Genomic DNA, 20775 nt, shown 5'->3' on the forward strand with positions numbered 1-20775 from the left:
TTCAAAACCAGAACAGTGTAAACAGGAAAGTATAGACAAAAAAATCCCCCTCCTGTTTTTAGGAGGGGGATAGGGGGAGGTTAATATCCAAACAACTCTTCTAGCTTCAGCTGCTTCACTTTGCCATACTTCTCAAGTGCCTTAAAGTTCAGCTTGTCTTTAGAGCCGATCACAAGTATAGCTTGCGGCTGTCCTTTTACATACTTCTGCTGGAACTCCTTTAGCTGGTCAAAAGTCATGCTGTTGGCGCTCTGGTATACATCCTGACGAATGTCATAGTTTAGACCTAGCTTCTTAGCGCGCTCGTAATCGAACAAAATACCGGCTTTGGTGATGCGCTCCGTCGAGATGCTGTTGCGCAAAGAGGCGCGTGCATTCTGGAAGTTCGCATCAGCCAGCGGCATATCAGTCAGTAAAGTCTGCATACCCGCCATAGCCTCTTCCAGCTTATCAGACTGTGCTCCGATATAAGACATCAGGTAGTTTGCACGCTCCTTCTTTGAGGCTGGTGCATAGAAAGAGTAAGTAGAGTAGGCCAACGCTTTAGACTCACGCAGGTCCTGGAACACGATACCGCCCATATACTCATTATACAACCTCACCACCGGCACAATATCCTTGCTGTAAGGCACAGATTTGCTCAGGAACAGCATTTCAGCCTGCACCATGTCGTAATCAGCCCAGTATACGGTTGGCTCTCTAAAGTCGAGTTCTGCGTATACTTTCTCGGCTGGCACCGGCTTAAGCGATGCAGGTACTTTATGGCCTTCGTTCAGGGTAGCTGCCAGAGCCTCTGTTTCACGTGGACCATAGTATAACACGCGGTGCTCGAAGGACGGGATGCTCTTGATGATGCTAACCAGTTCCTGCGGTTTCACGGCTTTCAGCTCTTTCTCGCTTAGCAGCGTGTTGAAAGGGTTCTTTTTGCCATACTTAGCATAGTTTACCATTGCCTGCTGCAAAATCACGCCTTTGTTCTTCTTGGCGTCTTCGCGGGCTTTTAATGTGCCGGCCACCATATCATTTAACGCTTGCTGGTTTGGCTTAGCGTTGGCTAACACGCTCTCGAACAGGTTAAGGCCCTGCTCAAAATTCTCGTCCAGACCGGTCAGGCTTACATACACCTGGTCAGCGCTAGAGAAAACGTCGAATGAAGTGCCTAACTTAAAAAACTCCTTCTGCAGTTCTTCTGCCGTATACTTGTCGGTGCCCAGGTACTTCAGGTAATTCACGGCCATGCCAAGTTTCTGGTCGTTGTTGGTGCCCATGTCCAGGATGTAGTACAGCTGGAACAGGCCGTTGTCTTTGTTCTTAGTATACAGCAGCGGAATGTCCTGCTTCAGCTTCACTTCCGTAATATCTTTGCTGTAGTCTATAAATACTGGCTCCAGCGGCTGCACCTCTTTGGCCATAAATTCCTTGTAGTATTCCGATTGCACATCGCGGTTTACGGCCACTGGCGTGATGGCTGGTTTCTCTACTTTCTGGGCGTTCGGGTCTTTGCCGTTGCGCTTGTAAACCAGTACGTAATTGTTGTTGAAGTACTTATTAGCCACATCCATTACTTCCTGCTTCGTGATGCTGGCAAACTCCTCCTGGCGGCTTACATACTTCTGCCACGGTATATCATAAATAAAGGCGCTTACAAAGGCATCGGCACGGTTTCCGTTGTCTTCATAGGCTTTCATGGTGTTGATCTTGTCGTTGTTCACTACTGCCTGTATCAGCGATTCATCAAAAGTGCCTTTCTTGATCAGGTCGAGTTGCTTGAGCAGCAAGTCACGTACCTGGTCCAGCGACTGGCCCTGGCGCGGCATGCCCGTCATCCGGAAGGTGCCGTAATCTTTCATCGGGGTATCGTAGGCGTAAGCCTGCAATACTTTCTGCTGCTGGTTCAGGTTCAGGTCCACCAGGCCAGCCTGCCCGTTGTAAAGCAGGTTGCTGATCATCTGCACTACCAAGGCCTCACGCTCATTTATACCCGGCGTGCGGTAAGCAATAGATACGTTCTCTGCATCCGGGCCTAGCACTTCTTTTACGATCGGCTTCTGAATAGGCTGCTCCTGGGCCACGGTAAAGTTTGGCACCTGGCTTTTGTTAATTCCTCCCCAGTATTTATCAATCAGGCGGATGGTCTGGTCAAAGTCGATGTCGCCGGACATAGCGATGGCCATGTTGTTGGGCACGTAATATTTATTATAATACTTTTTGATCTCAGTGATAGACGGGTTTTTCAGGTGCTCAATAGTACCGATGGTGGTTTGCGTGCCGTACTGGTGGGTCGGGAACAGTTCGGTATTGATAACCTCGGCTACTTTGCGGCCATCGCTGTCCAGGGAGCGGTTCTTCTCTTCGTAAACGGCTTCCAACTCAGTGTGGAAAATGCGGGGAACCATGTCACCGAAACGATCCGCCTCCAGTTCAATCCAGCGCTCCAGCTGGTTGCTCGGAATGTCATTGGTATACACCGTCTGGTCTACCCAGGTATAGGCATTGGTGCCTTTCGCTCCGATAGCGCCCAGTATTTTATCGTACTCGTTGGCAACGGCATAAGTAGCAGCTACGCCTGATACAGAGTCGATCTGGGCATAAATCTTTTTGCGGGCAGCTTCGTCTTCGGTAGCGCGGTATTTTTCGTAAAGCGCTTCTATTTTGTCGAGCTCTGCTTTTTCTTTCTCCCAGTTTTGGGTGCCAAGCTCTGAGGTTCCTTTAAACACCATGTGCTCCAGGTAGTGCGCCAGGCCTGTAGCGTCGGCAGGGTCGTTTTTAGAGCCGGCGCGCACGGCAATAAAGGTTTGGATGCGCGGCGCCTCCTCATAATCCGACAGGTATACTTTCAGGCCGTTGCTCAAAGTATAGATACGGGCGTTCAGCGGGTCGTTTGGCGCTGTTTCGTAGGTATAATCTTTTAGGGCAGCCGGAGAAGTGGCGGTTGCCTCTGTGGTGGATTGGGATTGGTATGCTTCGTTTTTGCACTGCGTAAACGTTAAGCCTAACGCAAGCAAGAGCAAAGAGTAGCCTTTTTTTATAGCCATAGTTTTGATGTTTGTTATTGCATTATAAAGATAGCAGGAAAACTTTTAATTCACGCGAACGCTGTGGTGCTTCTTTATTTTCTGCTGATGCTGCGTAGCTGCGATCCATCCTCTGACTGGCGTAAGCGTCAGCTTGTGCCTTTGATACCTTAGCCCTTGCTTCTAGCGAATCGATGCAAGCTATACTTTCTAGCCATAGCTTATCCACGGCTTTACATCCTGCTCGTTTCACCTCTGGCTTTGGCTCCCTCATAGCTGGGAGGCCTCGTCCTGGGGGAAGGGGCCCTCGATAAGGGCATCGCGCTGTCTACATTTCCTTTGCTCCTTCATCGCAATTTCGCTGAAGCGAAACTGGAAATATAGAAGGCGCTCAACCCAAGTACTGGGATCAGTTCGATAGCTGCGGCTGACGGAGCTTCAGCAGAATTCCCCTCCTTAGACTAGTGAGAACGAGAGTTCGAAACTAGCGAGCGTAGCTCTGAGGGGCAGGGGTGGTTGGATCAGGCGCTGCAGGTACTCCCTCTCCTGTTTCGGGGTAGGGGCCCACGATAAAAGGAGAGGGCTGCGGTGAGGTGAAAGTCCCTGTTTACTAGGAGCGGACAGTATTAAAAATCTGCGTCCAGGCCGAAGCGTTGTTTCAGGTCGATGATGACAGGGTACTTTTCGGCCAGATAGTTAAACTTGTCTGCAGAAGTATAAAGTTTGCGGCCTTCGTCCTGTGCCTCCACTACCTCAGCCCTGAGTTTTATACTTCGGTTGCCAAGTTCAAGCTTCAACTCACGCAGAATATCCGGGCGAAGGGCTGTAAACTGATCCAACATCACGTGGTTCTCCAGGTGAAGTATAATTTCGTTCTCCGGCCCAATGTGGTACTGGCGGTTGAGGAGCGTAAACTCCATCATGTTTTCAGATTTCTTGCGGCGAAGAATAGCATGCCATACAGTTTTCAGCTTTGCCTCATCCACGGGCACCACAGCGCCGTAAGTGGCATCTTCCTCCTCTTCTGCTACGGCTACCTCAGCTACCGCAACTGGCGCATTCTGTAAGTCTTTCAGGCTGGGCAGCTTGCTCAGTTTTTTCTGCGGAGGCAGTTGCAAACCGGCGCGTGGTTTATCCGGTCCGCGCTCAGGGCCAGTGCCTGGAGGTGTTTGTGGCGTGCCCGGTGCAATGTGCGCATCTTTGGTTACGTGTTGCGGCTTTGAGGATTCCTGCAATCCTTCGGAGGGTACATGCATTGGCGTGTGCGGCTGCTGCAAACGCTCCGACGGCACACTGCCCGGCGATGGCTGCTGCATCTGGGCCGATGGCGGCACAGACGGCGTAGTAGCACCTGCTGAACCGGTAGCGGCTGGTGCCGGCGCTGCTACCTTAGCTTTTTTTGATACGTCGCCTTCCTGTGCAAAACTGAGCGCAGCGTTCAGGTGCGCCATTTTCATGAGGCACAGCTCCACGTGCAGGCGCTGGTTTTTGCTGCTCTTGTAATTGGTGTCGCAGGTGCTAACCAGGTTAAGGCCCGACAGCAGAAACGACACAGAGGCCTTCTGCGACTGCTCGGCATACTTTGCCTTTATGTTATCCGATACCTCCAGCAGCTGCACCGTTTGCGGGTCTTTGCATACCAGCAGGCTACGGAAATGCTCGCCAATGCCAATCAGAAAGTTGTGCGCATCAAACCCGTTTTTCAGGATTTCATCAAACAGCAACAATGAGCCCGATAGGTTCTGCGTGAGCAGGTGGTCTGTCAGCCTAAAGTAGTAGTCGTAGTCCAGGATGTGCAGGTTCTCAACCGTGGATTTATACGTCACGTTGCTGCCCGAGAAAGTCACCATCTGATCGAAAATCGACAGAGCGTCGCGCAGGGCTCCATCGGCTTTCTGTGAGATCAGGTGCAGGGCATCCGGCTCGGCCTGTATACTTTCTTTTTGGGCTATGCTGCCCAGGTGGCGTACCATGTCCTCAATCCGGATTCGGTTGAAATCAAAGATCTGACAACGCGAAAGTATGGTCGGGATGATTTTGTGGCGCTCCGTGGTGGCAAGTATAAATATGGCATAGGATGGCGGCTCCTCCAGCGTCTTCAGAAAGGCATTGAAGGCTTGGTTCGAGAGCATGTGCACCTCATCTATGATGTAGATTTTATACTTTCCGGTTTGCGGGGCGTAGCGCACCTGCTCCACCAGGTTCCGGATATCCTCTACCGAGTTGTTGGAAGCGGCATCGAGCTCATGTATGTTAAAGGAGCTATTGGAGTTAAAGCTGCGGCACGATTCGCATTCGTTGCAGGCCTCAATTTCCGGGGTGATGTTCTGGCAGTTAATGGTTTTGGCCAAAATGCGGGCACAGGTGGTTTTACCCACACCCCGTGGGCCGCAAAACAGAAAGGCCTGCGCCAAATGCTTGCTGCTAATGGCGTTTTTAAGGGTATTGGTTATATGGTGCTGTCCCACCACGCTATCGAATGTGGTAGGGCGGTATTTACGCGCTGATACTACAAAATTTTCCATTACTACAAAGATAATCAAACTGAAGGTGAGATGGGAGTGCTTTTTATCCAGTGCTTTTCCAGATACTTATCCACCAGCAGCTATACTTTAGCCTGTATACTTACAACAGCATTTTTATAAAAATTAATGCCCTTCACTTAGATAAAGTATACATTTAAATTTTAACTTGCTGTACTATTACCTGTTGCTATACGCTCTAACATAGAGGAATGCATTGCCTTGTGCTGGCAATCTATATTTGCTCTAAAATCTGCTAAAAAAAATATCCAGCTATGAAAACGCTGAAAACGACCTTATTGAGCCTCACTGCTTCATCTTTCTTCTTGTTTACCCCAGCTCTGGCACAGAATGCGGCCTACAAAGGGTTGCCGCTGCTAAAGGCAAACGCCAGCAATGTAAACGTGCGGATTGGAAACGCGTTTGTGAAAGGCCTCTGGACCATTAAGCCAGAATATACTCCTAATGCGCTGCGCATACAGGTAAGTGACCAAAAAGAGAAAGTTATATTTTACACCGATATCGACTCCGCTGCATTTGATGTGCGTCCAGACCGATCCGATAAGTTTTACGTGCTCCTCAATAAGCAGCACTATGTACTGGCGGAAGTAAAAGGTTTTACGCTGGAGGATGAAATAAACGTACAACCCGAAAACAAGCTGCTGAACATCGACAAACCGCGCAGCAAAACCTTTGGCGCCCTCTGGGAAAAACACCACATAGGGGAGGTGGTAAACGACATAAACAACTATGCCGATAAAGCCTCCGGCGCCCTTAACTGGGTAAAAGAGAAAGTCTTCTAAATTGCGCCAAATTATTCTTAAACAGTATACAGCGTAGCTACCACCACTGCAAAGCCGCACACAAACAGCAGGAAACTGTAAGCAAAAAACAGCAGGAAAAACTTAGAAATGGTTCGCCAGCGCGAGTTGCCGTAAATGTTGCGCATCGACCGGTATATATACCAAAGAATCGTCATGCTACCCAGAAAAGAAAGCCAATCCGACAGAAAAGGCATTATCCAGCTAAGTATGATTAGCAGCGAGATAAAAAGGAACAGGAAAGAATGAACGTGAACAGAGTAGATCAGGTGTTCGACATATAGTTTCGATGATCGCCAGTGCACAAACTTGAGGATCAGGGCAAACAGCGGCAGAAGTATAAACATGATCTTCGGCAGGTGACTTACCAGTTTGTTTTTAAACAACTCGCTGCTGAGATCATCATCCGCTACTTGCTTAAATTTAGTTTTTAAGGCATAAAATACTCCGCTCTCCTCAGTCTCCACAGCTTTTTGCTCCGCCTCGGTAACAGGCTTTGTATAAATAACTGCCTCATTGGGTTTTATCTGACTTGTATCAAGGGCTGCCTCAGTCTTATCAAGTATAGTGTAAGTATAAGCTGCTGTTTTCTCTGATATTTCTCCGGCGGCTACATCTTTGTTTAATTTGTTCTTTGCCAAACTAACGGCCTTTTGTATGTTCTCCGTTTCGGTGGCTGGTTTTTCAGCCGTTGCATTTTCGTCTATAATTTCCCGTTTGTTGATGTTGGTATTTGCCGTAAACAGGAAGAAAAACAAAATGCTGATGAAGATATACATACTCACCGGGTTCAGGTGAGAGGCTCTTTTGCCAGCAAAATATTCTTTGGTAAGGTAGCCGGGTTTAGTAAAAAGGGGAACTATGCTGTTAAAAAGCTTAGACTCGAAATGAAAGTAATGACCTACGCTGTGCAGGGCCAGGTGCAGAAAGTTCTCATGCATTTCCAGGTTTTCCTGGCCACAGTTCGGGCAAAACTTATCGTGTACCGTGGTGCCGCAGTTGAGACAGTTTTTTTCGGAACGGTAATGCTTCTTCATACAAATTTTGGGCTTGGCTCTTACATTGCAAAAGCACCTACCAAGCCCCTACAATGCATACTACACATATACAGCCCTAAAATAGATAAAATCTTGTATTTTTTGTTGGCGCAATACCACTTTTATTTCTTTGGGATGAAAAAGGCAGCTCCTGTCAATATCAATTAGCTAATATTCTCCGAGAGGCTGTTCCTAAAGTATAAAATTGCCTGGGCTGCATCAATTATCTCTTTAATACTATACTTCTTTAGCGGCTATACGCAGAGGTAGCTTTACAAAATTACCTAACTAATTTCATCAAGTATAAGCTTTCGCCAAATATAAAAACGATTTGAGTAAGAGCTTTAAAAATATGTAGACTGCAAGTGTGGTATAAGTTGTAGTATTTTTATGAAGTTTAAATGTGATGACATTGAGTTTTACGCATTATGTTTTAGTAGAAATTAATTTTATTGCTTATAAATCAATTAATTAAATGATTTGTATTTATATATATCTATATTTTTAAACTAATGGTAAGGTTTTGCTAAAATATTAATAATACAATGAGAATATTGTTCGCTATTACCATAACTATATTGTAATATAGGGCGTACAAAGTTGACTTATTCCTTAATAACTTTATCACTTTCAAAGACAAATCATGGGTAAAAATCTACGCGCTTACACGCGGCTGGCTATTGTTGTAGCCATGCTGTTCGGCAGCACTGTTTCTTATGGACAAGGAGCAGGCAAGGCCGAGAAAAAACAAATTCCACAGGTAGCGCTTGATCATATCAAGAAGAACAAGCAAAAGATGCAGGTTACAGATCAGGACATAGCTGAACTGGAACTCAGCAGCGAAACACGAAGCAAAAAAAGCGGGGTGAGGCACCTTTACATCAAGCAGCTCCATCAGGGTATTGAGGTGCACGGTTCTGTTACAAACATCAGCATTACAAAAGAAGATAAAGTTATAACAATGGGCAACCGCTTCCATAAGGAGGTAGGTAAAAAAGTAAAAAGCAATAAGGCTAACCTGGATGCGGCAGGTGCAGTGGCGGCGGCAGCCAGCTACCTGAACGTAACCCTTAAAGAGCCGCTTAAGGTGCAGGAAAAAAGCTCTGAGCCAAACAAAGCAGTTACATTCTCCAAAGGAGGCATTTCGCTGGAGCCAATCACCGCAAAGCTGGTTTATCAGCCTATGGAAGACGGCAGCCTGAAACTTGCCTGGGAAGTAGCTATTTACATGCTGGATGCGCAGAACTACTGGCTGCTCCGGCTAGATGCTAACTCAGGCGAGGTGCTGGATAAGGACAACCTGGTAACGCATTGCAATTTTGAGAACGACGGAGCGGGAGGTAGCGTGCTCCACGAAAACCACAGCCACGAGCCTGCCGCTCCCTTTGCTCCTGAGACAGTTGTAGCAGCCACATTACTTACAGCAAACTATTACAATGTATACCCGATGCCAGCCGAAAGCCCTAGCCATGGTGGCAGAGTGCAAGTAAGCAATGCCGCTGCTGATGCGGTTGCCTCTCCATCGGGCTGGCACAAGGTTGGTGCAAACGCCTACACAACTACAAGAGGCAATAACGTATTTGCCTACGAAGACCCAAATAACACAGGCTATGTAGGAGCAGCCCAGGAAGTTTATGGTTATAGCCCAGAGGGAGGTTCAGAGCTTGTTTTCGACTTTCCGGTAGATTTTACCAAAGAGCCGGTAACCTACCGCGATGCCGCCATTGCCAACTTGTTTTACTGGAACAACCTGACCCACGACGTTTGGTATCAGTATGGGTTTGACGAAGAAAGCGGCAATTTTCAGGCAGATAACTTTGGCAGAGGCGGTACCGCCGGCGACCATGTAATGGCTGAGGCGCAGGATAGCCGTAACATAGTTGCCACCAGAAATAACGCCAACTTCTCAACCACGCCAGAGGGGCAGCGGCCAAGAATGCAAATGTATTTGTGGAGCGGCCTTCCGGATCAGGATATGTTCAGAATCTCTTCTCCTGCAAGTATGGCAGGCAGCTATGCAGCTGTGCAGGCGTCGTTTAGTATACAACTCACCTCCACACCGTTAACAGGCAAACTTGTGCTGGTAAACGATGGCTCTGCGGCTCCTGCCGAAGGTTGCGGTGCACTTGCCAATGCAAACGAAGTAGCTGGCAATATTGCCGTTATTTACAGAGGCAGCTGTGGCTTTGCCGTGAAGGTGGAAAATGCCCAGGCAGCCGGCGCAATCGCTGTGATCGTTATAAACAACGTACCAGGGCCGCCATCAACAATGGGAGGCGTGCCTGCTGTGCCTATTACCATTCCGGCTGTTATGGTAAGCAACGAAACGGGGGCAAACATTAGAACACAGCTTGACAACAACCAGGAGGTAAGCGTAGTGCTGAAAGACGATGGCTCTGGCCCTGAGATAGATGGTGATTTTGACAACGGTATTATTGTGCACGAATACGGACATGGCATTTCTAATCGCTTAACAGGTGGCCGTCTGGTAGTAAACTGCCTTGGCAACGCCGAGCAGATGGGCGAGGGCTGGAGCGACTGGTTTGGCCTGATGATGACCATGAAACCAGGTGACACAGGTGAAAAACGCCGTGGAATTGGTACATACGCCAATCATCAGCCAACCACAGGCCAGGGTATCAGACCGGCACCATACTCTACTGATTTCAGTGTGAACGGCTATACTTATGCAGCCACTAACAACACAGCTATCAGCCAGCCGCACGGTATCGGGTTTGTCTGGTCAACTATGCTGTGGGATATGACCTGGGCTATGATAGACCAGTATGGCTATGACGAGGATATCTACAACGGAACGGGCGGTAATAACATAGCCATGCAACTGGTGATTGATGGTTTAAAGCTGCAGAGCTGCAGACCTGGCTTTATTGACGGCCGAGATGCTATTCTGCTGGCAGACCAGCTGAACTATGGTGGCGCTAACCAGGAACTCCTCTGGAAGGTATTTGCTAAAAGAGGCCTTGGTTTCAGTGCTAGCCAGGGAACAAACACCAGCAGGCTAGACCAGGTAGAAGCGTTTGATGTGCCTCCGCTATATGCTTGCTCAAAGCCAGAGATAAAAGTAACGCCAACATCCAACGTGTATACCGGTGCTGCTCCCACAACTATCTTCTTAGGTTACGGACCGCAAAGCGTAATGCTGGAAGCAAGCGGTAGCGTAAATTATAGCTGGAGCCCGGCAGCAGGCCTGAGCGATGCCAATATTACAAACCCTGTGTTTACCCCGACAGCAGCGGGAACCTATACTTTAACGGTTACCGGTACCGACAATGTTGGCTGTACCAAATCAAACACAGTTACCATAGAGGTGATTGATGTGCGTTGCGGCAACAGCAAGAAAGACAAAGTGCTGGTTTGCAAAGATGGTGTAGCAGTGTGTGTAAGCCCTAACGCTGTACCTGCTCTCATAACTTCTGCCAAAGGTAAATTAGGAGACTGCGGTCTTGTGGCAACGTCTTCATCAGCTGCAGTTACCTTAGATAATCTGGGCAAGGATGGAAAACTAGCTTTAAGAGCTGTGCCTAACCCTGTAGACGCCAAAACTGATATTGACTTTACGCTGACAGACGATGCTAACTATAGGTTGGATATTGTGGACATGAGAGGAAAGTCGGTTGCTGTGCTGGCTGAAGGTGCTGGCAAGGCAGGAGAACATCATAGCTATCAGTTTGAGAGAGGTAAACTGGCGGCAGGTGTATATATTGCCAGACTAACAACTGACAAAGAGGTGACCTTTACCCGTATTGTGGTAAACAGATAACACAACTGTTTAGCAACAAGAAAGGGCCGGCAGAGTATTCTGCCGGCCCTTTCTATTATCGAACTGCTTCATATCCGCCTATAACTCCTTTTTTAGAGAGTACCAGTTGCCAAAGGTGGTTATTACGGGCTCGGAACGAGCCGGCGCTGGAGAGCAGGTAGTACTTCCACATGCGGTAAAAACGCTTACCATACTCATCCTGCAGCTGCTCCCAGTTATTGTCGAAGTTGCTGAACCAGGCCATAAGAGTAGGGTCATAATAAGGGCCGAAGTTGTGCCAGTCCTCCACCATAAAAACGTGCTCCATGGCAGTGCCCAATTGTTTGATGGAAGGTATAAGACAGTTCGGGAAAATATAAGTGTCAGTAAAAGGGTCTGCTGATACTTTTGAGAAGTTGTGGCCTATGGTGTGCAGCAGAAAAAGGCCTTCGTCTTTAAGGCAGTGGGCGGCGGTTTTCATAAAAGTTCTGTGGTTCCGATAGCCGACATGCTCCACCATACCCACCGAAACCACATGATCAAAAGTTTCATTCACCTCACGGTAATCCTGCAGTCTTATCTCTACAGGCAAGCCCTGGCAAAGTTGCCGGGCTAGCAAAGCCTGCTCCTTTGAAACAGTTACCCCCACTACTTCAGCGCCATACTTTGCTGCGGCGTAACCTGCAAAGCTGCCCCAGCCGCACCCGATATCCAATACCCGCTGGCCCGGCTGTATCCGCAGTTTCCGGCAGATAAGGTCTAACTTGTTTTCCTGCGCCTGGTCCAGGTTTTCTGCACCGCGCCAGTAGCCGCAACTATAGGTCATGCGCTTGTCGAGCATCAGCTGGTAAAGCTTGTTTCCGATGTCGTAGTGGCGCTGTGAGTTACGGGCGGCATTGCCTTTGCCCTGCATGTTCAGGAGTTTGGCCAGCAGCACCTGCAGCACTGATCTCCACCCAAGTTTGGCTTGTTTATATAAATCTGCTCGCAGAACCCTGAATACAAACCCATCTATACTTTCACAGTCCCACCAGCCGTCCATGTAAGACTCGCCAAGCCCCAGAGTTCCTTCGGTGAGTATGCGTTTATAAAACCTGCTGTCGTGCACCTGCAGGTCCCATGGGGCAGACCTGTTTATTTTAACGTCTGCTATGGCTAATGCTTCTGCAACCTGCTGCCGTAAGTTTTGAGAACTCATTGTTCAGAGGGTTAAGTATGCCGAATTGTATTATGTGTATTTATAGTTGTTTTATACTAGAACGCGAGCAGCAGATAATTGTTAAAAACTTGGGTGAATACGTAGCCAGGCAGAATGGTGAATTTTTAAGGATCCTGATGTTTTGTTTTTTATGGGTTTTGTCTTATGGGAGCCTATATTGTAAACGTTGAAAGTATGATTTTATACTTTAGTTAAACTGATCTTAAAGAACTTCTGCTCACTAAGACGTACTTTTAGAGGAGTGGCATCAAAACTCCATCCCTGCCCCTGCGGAAGGAGAGTTCCTGCTTGATTGGAGCACCCTATTTAATGATGGACTTAAAAGGAGGTGAACCTGAAAGAAGTAAGCTATTGCGGCTGCGCTTTAATTAAAGTATAGCTGAGCAGAACTGCTAGAAGTATAGCTTGAATACTGTGCCTACACCTTCCTTGCTCTCCACCTGAATGCTGCCTTTATGCAGCAGCATGATGTGTTTGGCCAAGCTTAATCCTATACCGGAGCCATCTTTATGCGAGGTGAAAAATGGTATAAATATACTTTCCTGCAGTTCTTCGGGTATGCCGATGCCGTTATCCTGCACCTCTAGTAATGTTTTACCGTTTTCGTGGCCGGCGGTAAGCGTTACTTTAGCATCAGGGCGGCCTGAAACAGCACGCTTGGCATTCAGGATTAGGTTAATAAGTACCTGCTCCAGTAAGTTTACATCGCCGTAGAGGGTGAGGCTTGGCGGTGTTACCTGGCAGTGTAGCTGCACGCCCTGCTCCTCCAGCTGCGGGCGCATCAGGCCGTTTATACTTTTAAAAAGCTCCTGCACATAAACCGTGGTCAGCATCAGCTCCTGCGATTTGTTCAGGTTGCGGTAAAAGTGGGCAAAGCGTAATAATCCTTCACTCCGCTTTTTTATAATAGAGATACCTTCTTCCGTGTCCTGCAGCAGCTCCGGGTCAATGTAGCTTTCCTGTTCATACTTCTCCCGCTCTTGGTGCAGGTGGCGGCCCAGTGTGTCGGCCAAAGAGGCGATAGGAGCCACGGAGTTCATAATTTCATGCGTCATCACGCGCAGCAGCTTTTGCCAGGCCTCTGTCTCGGTGGCATCTACAGTGGCACTCACGTTTTTAAAGGCAATCAGCAGCAGTTGGCGACGCTGTAGGGTAAAGGCAGTAGCAGAAACAAGCAGCTGCGAGGTGCCTTCCTGCAACTTTAGCTTAAGCAGGTGGTTATCGCCGGCCTTTATACTTTGCAAAGTTTTGTGCAGGAGCGGGTAGCGAGGCGCTAAACCGTTTATGCTTTTAAGGTAGGGCAGGTGCAGTATTTTCTTGAAGGCATCGTTTACCCACTCCACTTCCCCGGTTTCCTCCTCCACAGCTATTATACCTGTATCAATCATCTGCAGGATGGTCTGCATATACTGGAACTGCGCCTCCTGCTCCATGTGGAGTTGCTTATAGGTATTGTTGATCAGGTTGAAGGCGTAATGCAGCTGCCGCAGTGAGCTGTTGGTGGTGTGCTCGTTAAACCGTTGCGAAAAGTCCCGCTGTTTAACGGCCTCCAGAAAACGGGCTAATTCGTTGTTGCTACGGGTTACATACTTGGCCATTTCCCACAGCTGCGCCAGCATTACAAGTATACCCGACCCAACCTGCAGCCACGTAAACCGCACCAGGTAATGCACAGTGAGGTACATCATGCCCAGCAAAAGTATAAACCGGAGCAGTAGCCCAAACTCAAGGCGCCTAAATATCATGCTTGTTCAGTCGGCGGTAAAGGGCGGTGCGGGTAAGGCCGAGTTCCTTAGCGGTTCGGGAGATATTGCCTTTATTCTTTTCCAGCGCCCGGATAATGGTTTCGCGCTCAATCTCGCTTAGCGGCACTGGCGTATCGGGAATGTAGGCTGCGGCTGGTGCTGCAGGCACCGTCTCCATAGGCGAGAAACTGAAGTCCTGCGGTTGTAGCACACTGCTTTCGGCAAGTATAATGGCACGCTCCACGGCATGCTGCAGCTCGCGCACGTTGCCTGGCCAGCTGTGCTGCCGTAGCTTCTGCAGGGTTTCGGGTGCAAAATCGGGAGTGGCCTTGTGATTTTTCCGGGCATAGATGGCAGCAAAGTGCCGTGCCAGCAACTCCACATCGCCATGGCGCTGGCGCAGCGGCGGAAGCGTAACCTCAACAGTGTTGATGCGGTAAATCAGGTCTTTCCGAAACTGGTTGCGGGCCGCCAGCTCATAAATAGGCTCGTTGGTGGCCGATATCAAACGAATGTCTACAGGTGTGGGGGTGTTTGAGCCAAGCGGAGTTACCTGCCGGTTCTGGAGCACCGTAAGCAATTTGGCTTGCATAGCCGGCGAAATATTGCCTATCTCATCTAAGAAAAGCGTGCCGCCGCTGGCTGCCTCAAACCGTCCGGGGCGGTCTTCGCGGGCATCGGTAAAGGCACCCTTTTTATAGCCAAACAACTCGCTCTCGAACAAAGAGCCCGTAAGTGCCCCCATGTCTACGCTTACAAAAGGTTTGCTGGCCCTAAACGACTTCTCGTGCAGGGCTTTTGCCACCAGTTCTTTACCGGTGCCGTTTTCGCCAAGTATAAGTACGTTGGCCTCGGTGGGCGCAATTTTCTCTATCTTGTAAAGTATCTCTTTTATCGCCTCACTCTCGCCAAGTATAGTAGTGCTGGTATTTTTTGGGATAGCTGCCGCAGCTGTGCCTCCTTTCGCTTTTTGTCGCCGCTTCTCCAGTGTTTGGTGCAGCGTTTCCACTAATTTGTCGTTGTGCCATGGCTTTACAATAAAATCAGCTGCGCCTTCTTTCAGAGACTTTACGGCAAGTTCTACATCGCCATAGGCGGTAATAAGTATAACCGAGGCATCTTTATCCTTCTCCAGTATCTGCCGCAGCCAGAAAAGCCCTTCATTGCCTGTGTTCAGGGCGCTTTTAAAATTCATGTCCAGAAAAATAACATCAAACTTCTGGCGCTCCAGCAGGCCGGGCAGCAGGTCAGGGTTCTTTTCGGTTACAACTTCTTTTACTTCCGTTTTGAGCAGCATCTTCAGGGCGAACAGCACGTCCGTCTCATCATCTACCACCAGCACGCGGGCATTTTTTACAGTGGCCATAGTACAGCAAAATCTGTTTAAAGAACCGAATATAACAATTTCTTGTGATAAAATTAAAAATAGAAGAAACGGTATGTTGTAGTGAAGTATAACCTGTGTTTATACCTGTAGCGGAAGCGCACAGGTGTGGCGCAGGCAAGTGTATCGAAAACGTACACATCTAGGCTGTGTGCTGTTTGCAATTATCTGTTTTATAGGATTTTATGTTTTTGGCATCTTAATTTCTTGCAGCCTTGAGGTACATCAGAGGAAAACATTAAAAATTTTTCGCAGCTATACTTTTACATCGCTACAAAGCCTACAACTATGATTAAGAACTATTTTAAAATGGCCTACCGCAACCTGATGCGGCACAAGGTCTTCTCGCTCATCAACATATCAGGCCTGGCACTGGGCATGACCTGCAGCATTCTTATCCTGCTGTGGGTGCAGGACGAGCTGAGTGTCAACCGTTTTCATGCAGACGTTGACAACCTGTACCGAGTGATGGAAGTGCAGAGTTACCCGGGTGCTGATGACCTGACAGTGGATGCTACGCCGGGTCCTTTGGCCGAGGCGCTGGAACGGGATGTGCCGGAGGTGGTTCATGCCGTTCGCTCCACTACCTGGGACTGGAAACAGCTTTTCGCCTATAACGACAAAGTACTGAAGGTAAACGGAAGGTATACTGACCCGGAGTTCTTTGAGGTATTCACATTCCCGCTTTTACATGGCGATACTAAAAATGTGCTGGCTGAACCTAATTCTGTGGTGATCTCAGAAACAGTGGCGAACCAGTTTTTCAACTCTCCCGAGGAGGCAATGGGTAAGCTGTTCAAGGTTAATAACACCAAAAGCTACAAGGTAACTGGCGTGATGCAGGATGTGCCGAAGAACTCCACTATGCAGTTCGATTATGTGATGCCGGTGGGTGACTGGATCAACAATCCCGGAGGTGAATGGCTAAAGGAGTGGGGAAATAACGCCTTGCGCACCTTCCTGCAGCTGCAGCCAGGCACCGATATTGCCGCCTTCAACGAGAAGGTAAAGCCAATGATACAGAAGTATCACCCGGGCTCGAACACTGAAGTATTTGTGCAGCCTGTTAGCGAGATGTATTTGTTTGGCGATTTTACGGGAAGCAAAGCCACGGGCGGAAACGTAGAGAACGTGCGCCTCTTCGCGGTGGTAGCTGTGTTCATCCTGATCATTGCCTGCATCAACTTTATGAACCTGGCCACTGCCCGCTCGGCCAAACGCGCCAAAGAGGTGGGGGTGCGCAAAGCCATCGGGGCCAACAAATCAGCCCTTATCCAACAGTTTATGGTGGAATCGGTGCTGGTGGCATTCCTAGCGCTGTTCATTGCGGTAAACCTGATTGGCATCCTGCTGCCGCACTTCAACGACTTAACCGGGAAGTTTATAGAGCTCAACCTCTCTGATCCGTCGCTGCTCCTGATGCTGTTGGGGGTGGCTATACTTACAGGGGTTGTCTCTGGTAGCTACCCAGCCTTTTTCCTGTCCTCTTTCAATCCGGCGGTGGTGCTGAAAGGCACAGCAAAACTCAGCAAGAGCGTATCGGTGTTCCGTAAAGGCTTGGTGGTATTCCAGTTTATACTTTCTGCCTTGCTGATCATTAGTACCCTGGTGGTATACCTGCAACTGCACTTCATCCGCACAAAGAACATCGGCCTGAACAGAGAAAACGTGGTGCTGCTGCCACTGGAGGGAGAGCTCCTTGACCGTTACGATGTGATGAAGGAAGAGATGTTGAAGGTGCCGGGAGTAACAGGTCTTACGGCTGCCAACCAGAACCCGCTGATGGTCGGTAACTCTACGGGAGACATAGCGTGGGAGGGGAAGGACCCCAATGCGGACATTCTGTTTAGCATCCTGAAAGTAGACTATGATTTCCTGGAGACCATGGGAGTGCAGATGAAAGAGGGCAGAAGCTTCTCGAAAGAGTTTGGCGCAGAAGAATCCAAAGTGATCATCAATGAGGAAGCTGCCCGGTTAATGCAGATGAAGGAGCCTGTAGGGCAGTGGCTTGGCCGTGGAGATGAACGCGCTGCAATTATCGGTGTGGTGAAAGACTTCAAAACCACCTCTATGCACGAGACGATGAAGCCGTTGGTGATGATGCTGGACATGAATGACGCCAATACGGTATTTGTCCGCGTTACTTCCGGGCAAACAGCAGAGGTATTGTCTGCCATGGAAGGCATTGTGAAAAAGCACAACCCAGCCTTTCCGTTCGAATATCACTTCCTGGATGAGGACTTTGAGCGGATGTATAAAACAGAAGCCATTATGGGCCAGCTGACGAAGTACTTCGCGGGTATAGCCATCTTTATCTCCTGCCTTGGCTTGTTTGGTTTGGCCCTGTTCACGGCGGAGCAGCGCACCAAGGAGATCGGTATCCGCAAAGTGCTGGGCGCCTCCGTCTCCAGCATCGTGTACATGCTAAGCAAGAACTTCCTGAAACTGGTGCTGATCGCTAACCTGATCGCACTGCCGCTGGGTTGGTACTTTATGAGCGGCTGGCTGAACAACTATGCCGACCGGATGGAGCTGAGTTGGTGGATCTTTACCTTCGCTTTCATCTCAACCTTCCTTATTGCCATGCTTACCCTGAGCTTCCATGCCATTAAAACTGCCGTGGCCAACCCCGTAACATCGTTACGCTCTGAATAAGAGACATTCTCGGAATTTTGATTATACGAACCATTACTACAAAATAAAACCATGAAAAAATCATTCTCATTACTACTTGTGTGGTTAGTGCTGATAGCGCCGGCCTTCGCCCAAAATGTTTACAAGGGCTTCCCTGTTATAAAGGCAACTTCCAGCATGGCAGATTACAAGATTGGCAAGGAACTGGTAAAAGGGAACTGGAACATTTCGCCACGGCTTTCACCAGATGTGCTGAAAGTGCCGGTGCACAAGGCCAAAGAAAACTTTACCTTCTACACCAACACCGACTCGATCAGCTTTAAAGTACAGGCTGGCAAGTCGTACCGCTTCTACGTAAGCCTGAACGACACAGCTTATGCCCTGACAGAGTTACAGGGCTACGGCTTTGAGGCGGTTCAGTTTAATAAAGACCAGCGGGTGCCAGCTTATACCTTGATGTATGAGCAGAACCAAAACAACGCTTACCTACAGGAGCTACGCAGCAAGTATAACCTGGATGCCATTGTGGCAGGTGCTGCCAATGATACTGAGAAGGCGCTGCGTATGGTAAACTGGGTGCACAAGCAGTGGCAGCATAACGGAATGAACGAGCCAAGCCAGCCAGACGCGCTGACCATACTTGCTGAGGCCAAAGAAGGCAAGCAGTTCCGCTGCGTAGAGTATGGCATCGTAACAACAGCCGCTTTAAATGCCATTGGCTTGCCAGCCCGCACCATGGGTCTGAAGATGAAGGAAGTGGAAACAATGGAGTTCGGGGCCGGCCACGTGCTGCTAGAAGTATACTTGCCGGACATGCAGAAGTGGGTAATGCTGGACGGGCAGTACGACGTGATGCCGGTGCTGAATAATGTGCCGCTTAGTGCTGTGGAGTTTCAGCAGGCCATCGCCAGGAACTACAGCAAACTGGAGATCAGAAGCCTGTCTGGAGCCAACAAAGCGCAGTACGTAAACTGGATATACCCATACCTGTACTACTTTGATGTGAAGTTTGATAACCGTGAGGGGGTGGCCTTCCAGAGAGAAACCGTGGACGGCAAGAGCTCGCTGATGCTGGTGCCGGTAGGGGCTAAAGTGCCTGAAGTGTTCCAGCGCAAGTATAAATTGGACAGGTTTAAGTATACCAGCTCGCTCGCAGACCTGTACCAGGCGCCAGTGCTGCCTGCCACCACTGCTTCTAAGTAACTATAACGTATAAACCTGAAACTTTTTGGCTGTTGCCACACGTTAAATAAGCGTGGCAACAGCCAAAATGCCACAAACTTTTCTTATATTTGTGGCATACTTCTTGAAGTGTAAACAATAAGAATTCGTTCTTTAACTTATGGGGATGACCGGAATTGACAGCTTGCGCAGATTGCGTGTAAGCATGCCGGGTGATGAACGTGCCACCTGTCAAAAATTCGTTCGAACAATAACTGGCGAATCTAATTACGCCATGGCTGCCTAGTCTAGGTACTAAGCACTAGCCATAGTCTCGTGCAGGCTTCGTGAATCTGCTTGCACATCAGAGGCTTCGACCCGATTTACTAGTTTGTGTAAAGGTGCGGTGCACAGGCGAAATTAAGCATCTAAGGAGTGCGCATTAGTTTGGTTTATACTAGCAAGCTCCCGACAATCCGAATGAACCTAAGCATGTAGAAGGCACGACGGTTTCCTTGTCTGGACCAGGGTTCGAATCCCTGCATCTCCACTATTATATTAGCTATGTGCTTGTTTATTAGTTGTTTGCAGTTGTACTGCACAACAAAGTGCATAACATTCTTCCAAGCATAACAAAAGCCTTATCAATATTGATAAGGCTTTTGTGTTTCAAGTCAGTTACTGTTGTTCATCTACTTAAGCATAAACAGCTACTTAAAGAGTGGCTGTTTATAAGGTACATCCTTTGAAATGTAAGGCTTTATGAATAGAGTAATATGGTTTCTAAATAACATTTAAATTATAAATTACTTGAAAAAATGAACTATGGGTTGGCTTGATAGTAAACATAGGAGGTCGGAAGAAGAAGCGGAAACTCTACAAGTAGAAGAAATTGAAAAAATTCATAATAGACTCTCTGAAGTATATGCTGAGGTAGCAGGCAAAAAAGCGTTAAAATCTGTTTTAGATAAGAGAGGGTTTGATTTTGAAAACATTTTTGAGTTTGAGACCATGTATCTCTCTGATGAAACTCAATATACCGAATACACAACTGATAGGTATAGGTTAGCAAAGCCAATATTAGTTAGAGGTTATATCTATAAGATTATATACTTAAGTGATAAGCTTGTAAAAAATATAGGCTGTATAGATACACAGTATTAAAAGAGCCTCATCTAAACAAAGAGGCAGAAATTTTGCTTTTAAATCACCTTAACTACAACCCTGCCTTTTTCACAGTAGAATCCATCACAGATAATATTGTTATTGAAATCAAAAATCTATCTGATTTTGAGCATGATTCTTATCGTTTCACTGGGAAAAATAAGCAGTATAGTAACTATAAAGAACTTCTCGATGAATATGAAAAAAAGCATAATGAATTTGGGAGCAGTTTTGAGTTGGTTGAGCCAGTCCTATTTGCTGAAAATGATAATGGTGAAATAAGAGAATCCTATATGGTAATATCTCCTAAATAA

General features: G+C 48.0%; 13 protein-coding genes and 1 other RNA gene. 7 read left to right on the forward strand and 7 right to left on the reverse strand.

The features are described from left to right. Nucleotides 1–80: 80 nt before the first annotated feature. From Q1B04_RS05310 to Q1B04_RS05320, 3 genes are all read right to left on the reverse strand, one after another. Nucleotides 81–3035: an insulinase family protein gene (locus Q1B04_RS05310; RefSeq protein WP_299756478.1), complete on the reverse strand. Its 2955-nt coding sequence runs from the start codon at nucleotides 3033–3035 to the stop codon at nucleotides 81–83. Nucleotides 3036–3057: 22 nt separating this feature from the next. Continuing rightward, entirely contained in the window at nucleotides 3058–3243 is a 186-nt protein-coding gene (locus Q1B04_RS05315) for a hypothetical protein (protein ID WP_299756480.1), read from the reverse strand. A 397-nt stretch (nucleotides 3244–3640) separates the two neighbouring features. Then, nucleotides 3641–5539, reverse strand: coding sequence for a DNA polymerase III subunit gamma/tau (locus Q1B04_RS05320; protein WP_299756482.1), 1899 nt, complete (start codon nucleotides 5537–5539; stop codon nucleotides 3641–3643). Nucleotides 5540–5811: 272 nt separating this feature from the next. Between Q1B04_RS05320 and Q1B04_RS05325 the strand changes: the two genes are divergently transcribed. Continuing rightward, nucleotides 5812–6339, forward strand: coding sequence for a hypothetical protein (locus Q1B04_RS05325; RefSeq protein ID WP_299756484.1), 528 nt, complete (start codon nucleotides 5812–5814; stop codon nucleotides 6337–6339). 17 nt (nucleotides 6340–6356) lie between these two features. On the opposite strand, the gene Q1B04_RS05330 is transcribed toward Q1B04_RS05325, so the two are convergent. Further along, complete coding sequence (locus Q1B04_RS05330) at nucleotides 6357–7394, reverse strand: DUF3667 domain-containing protein (RefSeq protein ID WP_299756486.1); 1038 nt, start codon at nucleotides 7392–7394, stop codon at nucleotides 6357–6359. A 643-nt stretch (nucleotides 7395–8037) separates the two neighbouring features. On the opposite strand from Q1B04_RS05330, the gene Q1B04_RS05335 reads away from it, so the two are divergent. After that, nucleotides 8038–11175, forward strand: coding sequence for a T9SS-dependent M36 family metallopeptidase (locus Q1B04_RS05335; RefSeq protein ID WP_299756487.1), 3138 nt, complete (start codon nucleotides 8038–8040; stop codon nucleotides 11173–11175). A gap of 55 nt (nucleotides 11176–11230) precedes the next feature. On the opposite strand, the gene cfa is transcribed toward Q1B04_RS05335, so the two are convergent. The 3 genes from cfa to Q1B04_RS05350 form a co-directional block, all read right to left on the reverse strand. After that, nucleotides 11231–12352 carry a cyclopropane fatty acyl phospholipid synthase gene (gene cfa, locus Q1B04_RS05340; protein ID WP_299756489.1) on the reverse strand — a complete coding sequence of 374 codons (1122 nt, stop codon included), beginning with the start codon at nucleotides 12350–12352 and terminating at the stop codon, nucleotides 11231–11233. Nucleotides 12353–12765: 413 nt separating this feature from the next. Then, on the reverse strand, nucleotides 12766–14118 hold the full coding sequence (locus Q1B04_RS05345; protein WP_299756491.1) for an ATP-binding protein: 1353 nt from the start codon (nucleotides 14116–14118) through the stop codon (nucleotides 12766–12768). Next, a complete protein-coding gene (locus Q1B04_RS05350) occupies nucleotides 14108–15484 on the reverse strand; it encodes a sigma-54 dependent transcriptional regulator (RefSeq protein WP_299756494.1) in 1377 nt (458 codons plus the stop codon). Before Q1B04_RS05350 ends, Q1B04_RS05345 begins: the two co-directional genes overlap by 11 nt. Nucleotides 15485–15790: 306 nt before the next feature. Here Q1B04_RS05350 and Q1B04_RS05355 point away from each other — a divergent pair, with 306 nt between their 5' ends. The 5 genes from Q1B04_RS05355 (at nucleotide 15791) to Q1B04_RS05375 (ending at nucleotide 20775) form a co-directional block, all read left to right on the forward strand. Beyond that, nucleotides 15791–18157, forward strand: a complete 2367-nt coding sequence (locus Q1B04_RS05355) for an ABC transporter permease (protein ID WP_299756495.1) — start codon at nucleotides 15791–15793, stop codon at nucleotides 18155–18157. A 51-nt stretch (nucleotides 18158–18208) separates the two neighbouring features. Further along, nucleotides 18209–19339 (forward strand): transglutaminase-like domain-containing protein, encoded by a 1131-nt coding sequence (locus tag Q1B04_RS05360; RefSeq protein ID WP_299756498.1) that lies wholly within the window; start codon nucleotides 18209–18211, stop codon nucleotides 19337–19339. 141 nt (nucleotides 19340–19480) lie between these two features. Next, nucleotides 19481–19850, forward strand: a transfer-messenger RNA (tmRNA) gene (gene ssrA, locus Q1B04_RS05365). A 272-nt stretch (nucleotides 19851–20122) separates the two neighbouring features. Next, nucleotides 20123–20461 carry a hypothetical protein gene (locus Q1B04_RS05370; protein WP_299756500.1) on the forward strand — a complete coding sequence of 113 codons (339 nt, stop codon included), beginning with the start codon at nucleotides 20123–20125 and terminating at the stop codon, nucleotides 20459–20461. A 32-nt stretch (nucleotides 20462–20493) separates the two neighbouring features. Then, the gene (locus Q1B04_RS05375; protein WP_299756503.1) at nucleotides 20494–20775 is read left to right on the forward strand and encodes a hypothetical protein; all 282 of its coding nucleotides are present in this window, start codon (nucleotides 20494–20496) and stop codon (nucleotides 20773–20775) included.

This window comes from uncultured Pontibacter sp., assembly GCF_947495565.1.
Taxonomy (GTDB): Bacteria; Bacteroidota; Bacteroidia; order Cytophagales; family Hymenobacteraceae; genus Pontibacter.

Excerpts from the sequence above, each read along its gene's own strand:
- Q1B04_RS05310 (WP_299756478.1), bottom strand. The coding sequence starts at position 3,035 with ATGGCTATAAAAAAAGGCTACTCTTTGCTCTTGCTTGCGTTAGGCTTA.
- Q1B04_RS05350 (WP_299756494.1), bottom strand. The coding sequence starts at position 15,484 with ATGGCCACTGTAAAAAATGCCCGCGTGCTGGTGGTAGATGATGAGACG.
- Q1B04_RS05360 (WP_299756498.1), top strand. The coding sequence starts at position 18,209 with ATGAAAAAATCATTCTCATTACTACTTGTGTGGTTAGTGCTGATAGCG.
- Q1B04_RS05345 (WP_299756491.1), bottom strand. The coding sequence starts at position 14,118 with ATGATATTTAGGCGCCTTGAGTTTGGGCTACTGCTCCGGTTTATACTT.
- Q1B04_RS05355 (WP_299756495.1), top strand. The coding sequence starts at position 15,791 with ATGATTAAGAACTATTTTAAAATGGCCTACCGCAACCTGATGCGGCAC.
- Q1B04_RS05335 (WP_299756487.1), top strand. The coding sequence starts at position 8,038 with ATGGGTAAAAATCTACGCGCTTACACGCGGCTGGCTATTGTTGTAGCC.
- Q1B04_RS05330 (WP_299756486.1), bottom strand. The coding sequence starts at position 7,394 with ATGAAGAAGCATTACCGTTCCGAAAAAAACTGTCTCAACTGCGGCACC.
- cfa (WP_299756489.1), bottom strand. The coding sequence starts at position 12,352 with ATGAGTTCTCAAAACTTACGGCAGCAGGTTGCAGAAGCATTAGCCATA.
- Q1B04_RS05370 (WP_299756500.1), top strand. The coding sequence starts at position 20,123 with ATGGGTTGGCTTGATAGTAAACATAGGAGGTCGGAAGAAGAAGCGGAA.
- Q1B04_RS05325 (WP_299756484.1), top strand. The coding sequence starts at position 5,812 with ATGAAAACGCTGAAAACGACCTTATTGAGCCTCACTGCTTCATCTTTC.
- Q1B04_RS05320 (WP_299756482.1), bottom strand. The coding sequence starts at position 5,539 with ATGGAAAATTTTGTAGTATCAGCGCGTAAATACCGCCCTACCACATTC.